This is a genomic window from Burkholderiales bacterium, assembly GCA_013695435.1.
Lineage (GTDB): Bacteria > Pseudomonadota > Gammaproteobacteria > Burkholderiales > JACMKV01 > JACMKV01.
Window position 1 is genome coordinate 1 of the sequence record JACDAM010000227.1, and the last position, 4,401, is coordinate 4,401.

Annotated in this window: 4 protein-coding genes and 1 riboswitch; of the genes, 2 read left to right on the forward strand and 2 right to left on the reverse strand. The window is 59.6% G+C overall.

The genetic code is table 11. The features are described from left to right. A partial coding sequence (thiC, locus tag H0V78_11425; GenBank protein ID MBA2352361.1) for a phosphomethylpyrimidine synthase ThiC occupies positions 1-1,352 on the reverse strand: 1,352 nt, incomplete at its 3' end. 39 nt (positions 1,353-1,391) lie between these two features. Then, positions 1,392-1,488: riboswitch (TPP riboswitch) on the reverse strand. 168 nt (positions 1,489-1,656) lie between these two features. Between thiC and H0V78_11430 the strand changes: the two genes are divergently transcribed. Together H0V78_11430 and H0V78_11435 are read left to right on the forward strand one after the other, a co-directional pair. After that, positions 1,657-1,926, forward strand: coding sequence for an AbrB/MazE/SpoVT family DNA-binding domain-containing protein (locus H0V78_11430; GenBank protein ID MBA2352362.1), 270 nt, complete (start codon positions 1,657-1,659; stop codon positions 1,924-1,926). Between the two features lie 140 nt (positions 1,927-2,066). Continuing rightward, complete coding sequence (locus H0V78_11435; GenBank protein MBA2352363.1) at positions 2,067-2,321, forward strand: hypothetical protein; 255 nt, start codon at positions 2,067-2,069, stop codon at positions 2,319-2,321. A 135-nt stretch (positions 2,322-2,456) separates the two neighbouring features. Here H0V78_11435 and H0V78_11440 read toward each other — a convergent pair whose 3' ends face one another. Beyond that, positions 2,457-3,941 (reverse strand): DUF4394 domain-containing protein, encoded by a 1,485-nt coding sequence (locus H0V78_11440; GenBank protein MBA2352364.1) that lies wholly within the window; start codon positions 3,939-3,941, stop codon positions 2,457-2,459. Between the last annotated feature and the right edge of the window lie 460 nt (positions 3,942-4,401).

A 4,401-nucleotide genomic window follows, 5' to 3' on the forward strand; every position in this document is an offset into this window, starting at 1 on the left:
AGCGTGTAGAACGGCGCTTCAGCGCAATACTTGAGCTGCAACTCCATATTCTCCTTGATCAGGTGCATCGGCACGTGGCCGGGGCCTTCGATCATGGTCTGCACGTCGTGCCGCCAGGCGATCTGCGTCAGTTCGCCCAGCGTTTTCAGCTCGGCGAATTGCGCCTCATCGTTGGCATCGTAAATCGAGCCGGGACGCAGCCCGTCGCCGAGCGAAAAGCTCACGTCGTACGCTTTCATGATCTCGCAAATCTCTTCGAAGCGCGTGTACAGAAAGCTTTCCTTGTGATGCGCGAGGCACCATTTGGCCACGATCGAGCCGCCGCGCGAGACGATGCCGGTCATGCGTTTCGCCGTCATCGGGATGTAGGCGAGGCGCACGCCGGCGTGGATCGTGAAGTAATCGACGCCTTGCTCGGCTTGCTCGATCAGCGTATCGCGATAGATTTCCCAGGTCAGTTCTTCGGCCTTGCCGTCGACTTTTTCGAGCGCCTGGTAAATCGGCACGGTGCCGATCGGCACCGGCGCATTGCGGATGATCCACTCGCGGGTTTCGTGGATGTTTTTGCCGGTCGATAAATCCATCACGGTGTCGCCGCCCCAGCGGATCGCCCACGTCATCTTCTCGACTTCTTCCTGAATCGATGAGCCGAGCGCCGAATTGCCGATATTGGCATTGATCTTCACCAGGAAATTGCGCCCGATGATCATCGGCTCGGATTCCGGATGGTTGATGTTCAACGGAATGATGGCGCGGCCGCGCGCGACTTCATCGCGCACGAATTCGGGCGTGATGAGTTTCGGCAGCGTTGCGCCGAAACTTTCGCCGGCGTGCTGCTGCGTCAAAAGCTCGCTCAGATCATCGCGGCGCTGATTTTCGCGGATTGCGATGAACTCCATTTCCGGCGTGATTACACCTTTGCGCGCATAGTGCATCTGCGTGACGTTGGCGCCGGATTTCGCGCGGCGCGGCTTGCGCTGCAAATCGAAGCGCATGTCGGCGAGCTTGCTGTCGGAAGCACGCGCGCGCCCGAAATGCGAAGTCAGGTCGGCGAGCGATTCGGTGTCGCCGCGCCCGGCTATCCACTGCTCGCGCAACGGCTGCAGTCCGGCGCGGATGTCGATGCGCGCGGCCGGATCGGTGTAAGCGCCGGAAGTATCGTAGACGTGAATGGCAGGATTTTTCTCCACGCCGAACATCGCCGGCGTATCGCTCTGCGAAATCTCGCGCATCGGCACACGAATATCGGGACGCGAGCCTTCGATATAAATCTTGCGCGAATTCGGCAACGGCGCAACCGCGGCGGCGTCGACTACGACGGTTTGTTTCAGGAATTGCGGATGGGCGTTCATCGGAACACTCCGGGCGACCAATGAGAAACGTAAGGAGTGTTGTGGCTTGCAACGCTTCCCTACGGCGGCATGACCCGCATCAGGTTCGAAGGGTATTTCTCACCCGGCGCATGCGCAGGGACCCCTAACGTATGCCGTCAAGCTACGTCAAAGACTGTGGAATTGCAAGGCAGGTTCGGATGGGATCATCACCGAGTACCTTCCCGGGCTGATCGGGCGGTGACCGTCAGGCGTGGAAAGTGAGTGGCTTCGTCTTACCCGTGTAGTAAACTTAGGTGGTGTACATCACAGGGAGAGGTGGCCCATGAGCACCGTTACTGTTTCGGAGAAGGGCCAAATGATCATTCCGGCCGATCTCAGGAGGCGGCTCGGCATAGTTGCCGGGACCAAGCTCGAAGTCACGGCGGACAGCGGCGGCTTTCGGGTTCAAGTCGATCCCAGGCGCAAGACGCGCACTGCCGCTGAATGCGTGGGCATCTTTGGCGAGTACAAAGGCCCGCCGGTTGCCGTCGAGAAGCTTTCCGGCGACGAAGCCGCGCGGCGGTTAGCCCGGCGCGGCAACCTCAAGCTGTGATTTCGCTCGACACGAACGTACTGGCGCGCCTTGGCATGGCTGCCAATGACCGCCGGCAATCGGAGGCCGCGGCGGCGCTCATCGATAGCGGCGGTGTTTTCTTCGTGCCGTTGACGGTCACGCTTGAGCTTGAATGAGTGTTGCGGGGCGTCTACCGGATCGGCCGTACTAAAATCAGCGCCGGCTTGCACGGCCTTATCGCAGTCCGCAATTTGCACTTCGAGCAAGAGGCAGCGGTGCTCGCGGCGTTACCGCTCTACGAAGATGGCTTCGATTTCACCGATGCGCTGCATCACGCCAGCAGCGCCGGCTGCACGACCTTCGCGACCTTTGATGACAGCTTTTTCAAGCTTGCGGCAGCGCGCGGCTTGGCGCCTCCGGTGGAATTGGTCTGAATCGGACCTTCGTCCTCTTGCCAATCTCGAAGCGAATCAGCCTGTGTGAACGAAGAGCAAGGCGCGCGATCGAGCCGCCCGCGCAAGACGAAAAAAGGGCGGCCGAAGCCGCCCTTGAATCAAATCAGGAAACTGTTATTTTTTCCAGCGCCGGCGCAGGCCCACGAATGCCGCGCTCAACAGCAGCGCCAGGAGACCCGCATCCTTGCCGTTCGGGTTCACCGTGCAACCGCCGTCGTCATCGTCGTCAACAGCAGCAGGGGGAGGGGTCGTGCCACCAGCAGGGGGAGGGGTCGTGCCACCACCACTGTCGTTGTCGGCGATCGTCAACACCGCAGTCCTTTGCGTACCGAGGGTCGTGCCTGTACCCGGAGCGCTCAACGTCAGGTTGACCGTTTCGCTGGGTTCGGCTGCGGTATCGTTGGTGATCTGCACATTGACCGTTCGGGTCGTTTGGTTGGGTGCGAAGTCGACCGTCGCCGTGGTCGCCGTATAGTCGGAACCAGCAACCGCCGTCCCGTTCGAAGTCGCGAATTGCACTGACGAGGCGCCCGTCGTGGTTCCGCTGCGTGTCACGGTGATCGCCGCATTAGGCGTACCTTCGGTCACGTTAAATGTCGCCGCACTGAACTGTATTGTTGGACCGGCAGGTCCCGCAGGCTGCAATTCGGCTGCGATTCCGATTACTCGTGTTCCGGCAGGCCCGATCACGCCTAGAGGTGTGGCCGCGCCCGTCCCTAGGTTGATGCTATATAGCGTCGCTTGGTCACTTTGATCGAGAACATCGAAGCCCGAGCTTGCAAAAGCCTGATCCGCGCCGACGATATCGAAACCGGAGAGACCCTGGAAATTAATCCCAGCCCCAAGAGACCCAATGGGAACTAGCGTTCCAGAGTTGGCCGGATCTTGCCGGAACAGAAAGTCGCACCCGGAATCGATGCCGAACAGCGTGGTCGCAGTCGGCGGCGCCGGGGGCGTCGCAGCCGCAGAGCTGTTGGTGTAAGCCGACGCGGTTACTGCGGGATTCGTGCAGCCGGCTGGAGGCGGCACTTGATACGCGAGGTCGGTATCGCGAATAAAATCCGGATCGGCGCTGGTAGTACCATCGACATTGATGCGCAGGTTCGATCTGGTAGCGGTGTCATCATCGCTCGTTACACGCAACCGATCGACGACCGGATTGAAATCGACTCCGAAAAAAGCGGTTTGGGTGATTGGGCCAACATTTGGAGTATTGTCAGTAACTGCCGCGCCGGTGGTCGGGTTGATCGTGTAAATAGCTCCCGCGCTGCCGACGCCGTACAACACGCCATTTGAGGGCCGAAAATCGATGCCCACAAGAATTTCACCGCTGTTAAGTCCCGTGATCGTAACTGGGGCGGCGGGGGTCAGTGTTGTCGGCGCTGCGCTATCGAAACGAACGAGTTGTTGCACGCTAGTTGCATCTGGAAGGGTTAGTCCTACGATCGGTACCGCATAAGCGCTCGGAATTGCTGCGATCGCGCCCAACACCCCGGCGCTATAAAGCGCTGCGGAAAGGACGCTGCGACAGCGGTGGCCAAGCGGTGCGCCGGTATTTTCTTGAGATAAGGCAGTCTCAGCCTGTTGCGGGTAATTCATAACGTCGTCTCCTTGATCGAGTTTTTACATCGAGAAACTGGATAGTCGGCGTGGGGAACCGCTCCCTGCGACTGCCAGACTTTACCACTACCGGCGAGTTTGTGTATCGGTTTAAGAAAAAAAAGTTCACTGCTGTTTAGTTGATGATGTTTCCGCGCAACATGCTTCGACGGGGCCTAAGTCAGGGCGCCCGGAGGCTCCCTGACGGTATCGGTTGGCCATCGTTGTCAGAGAGCTTGCGCATTCTGAGCTGCGTTTACTACGCTCTGTCATTCCCCGGACGCGGCCGGAAGGACGCAAGCCGGAGTCCAGGAAGCCGGTCTGGAAAACGGCCCGGATTCCCGCCATATTCCCGCGCTCGGATTGCGGGAGTGACGCTAAGGCCCTGATTTCCCGCGTGCGCGGGAATGACAGGTCTGTTTGCGCCATCCCCGGAGCTTGGCCGATAATACTTCACTTA

Coding starts and splice junctions, on each gene's coding strand:
- H0V78_11440 (MBA2352364.1), bottom strand. CDS start 3,941: ATGAATTACCCGCAACAGGCTGAGACTGCCTTATCTCAAGAAAATACC.
- H0V78_11430 (MBA2352362.1), top strand. CDS start 1,657: ATGAGCACCGTTACTGTTTCGGAGAAGGGCCAAATGATCATTCCGGCC.